Here is a 566-nt window from a genome sequence, read left to right as displayed (position 1 = left end):
CATGGATGTAAACTGAGCCACCGGCAGAGATCAGGCGGTATGCGTCATTGCCCCCCTGACCGAAGAGATCAGAAGTGCCGCCTCGATAGGTCGCGGTCAAAACATCATCACCTTCACCGCCAAACAATATGCGCGCACCTGTTGCGGAACCGGTCAAAATATCATCGCCCGAAGTGCCTGACAGGCGTACACCGCCGTCTCCAAAACTGATTTGGCCAACAGTCGCCCCATCAGCGAATGCGAATTCTTCGAAATTGGTACTCCGATGGATCTTCGCCTGAGTAGTTCCATGCGTCGCATCTTCCCAAGTCAGACGCGTGAAAGTGTCATCCTGCGAGAAACTCACTTCTGCAAGTGCGACATCGACAAGCTCCAGACGATTGGCCCCCTCGCCGTCATGGATGTAAACTGAGCCACCGTCAGAGGTCAGGCGGTATGTGTCATTGCCCCCCTGACCGAAGAGATCAGAAGTGCCGCCTCGATAGGTCGCGGTCAAAACATCATCACCTTCACCGCCAAACAAAATGCGCGCGCCTGTTGCGGAACCGGTCAGAAGGTCATCGCCC

The 566-nt window shown here is 55.5% G+C and carries 1 pseudogene; it reads right to left on the bottom strand.

Annotated features, from left to right (window positions below):
* A pseudogene (locus tag J7412_RS21770) lies at nt 1–566 on the bottom strand (hypothetical protein); the annotation flags it as partial.

Source organism: Shimia sp. R9_3 (assembly GCF_017743755.1).
GTDB lineage: Bacteria > Pseudomonadota > Alphaproteobacteria > Rhodobacterales > Rhodobacteraceae > Shimia.
Note: the sequence above shows the minus strand (reverse complement) of the source record. Positions and strands in the feature narration are given on the sequence as shown.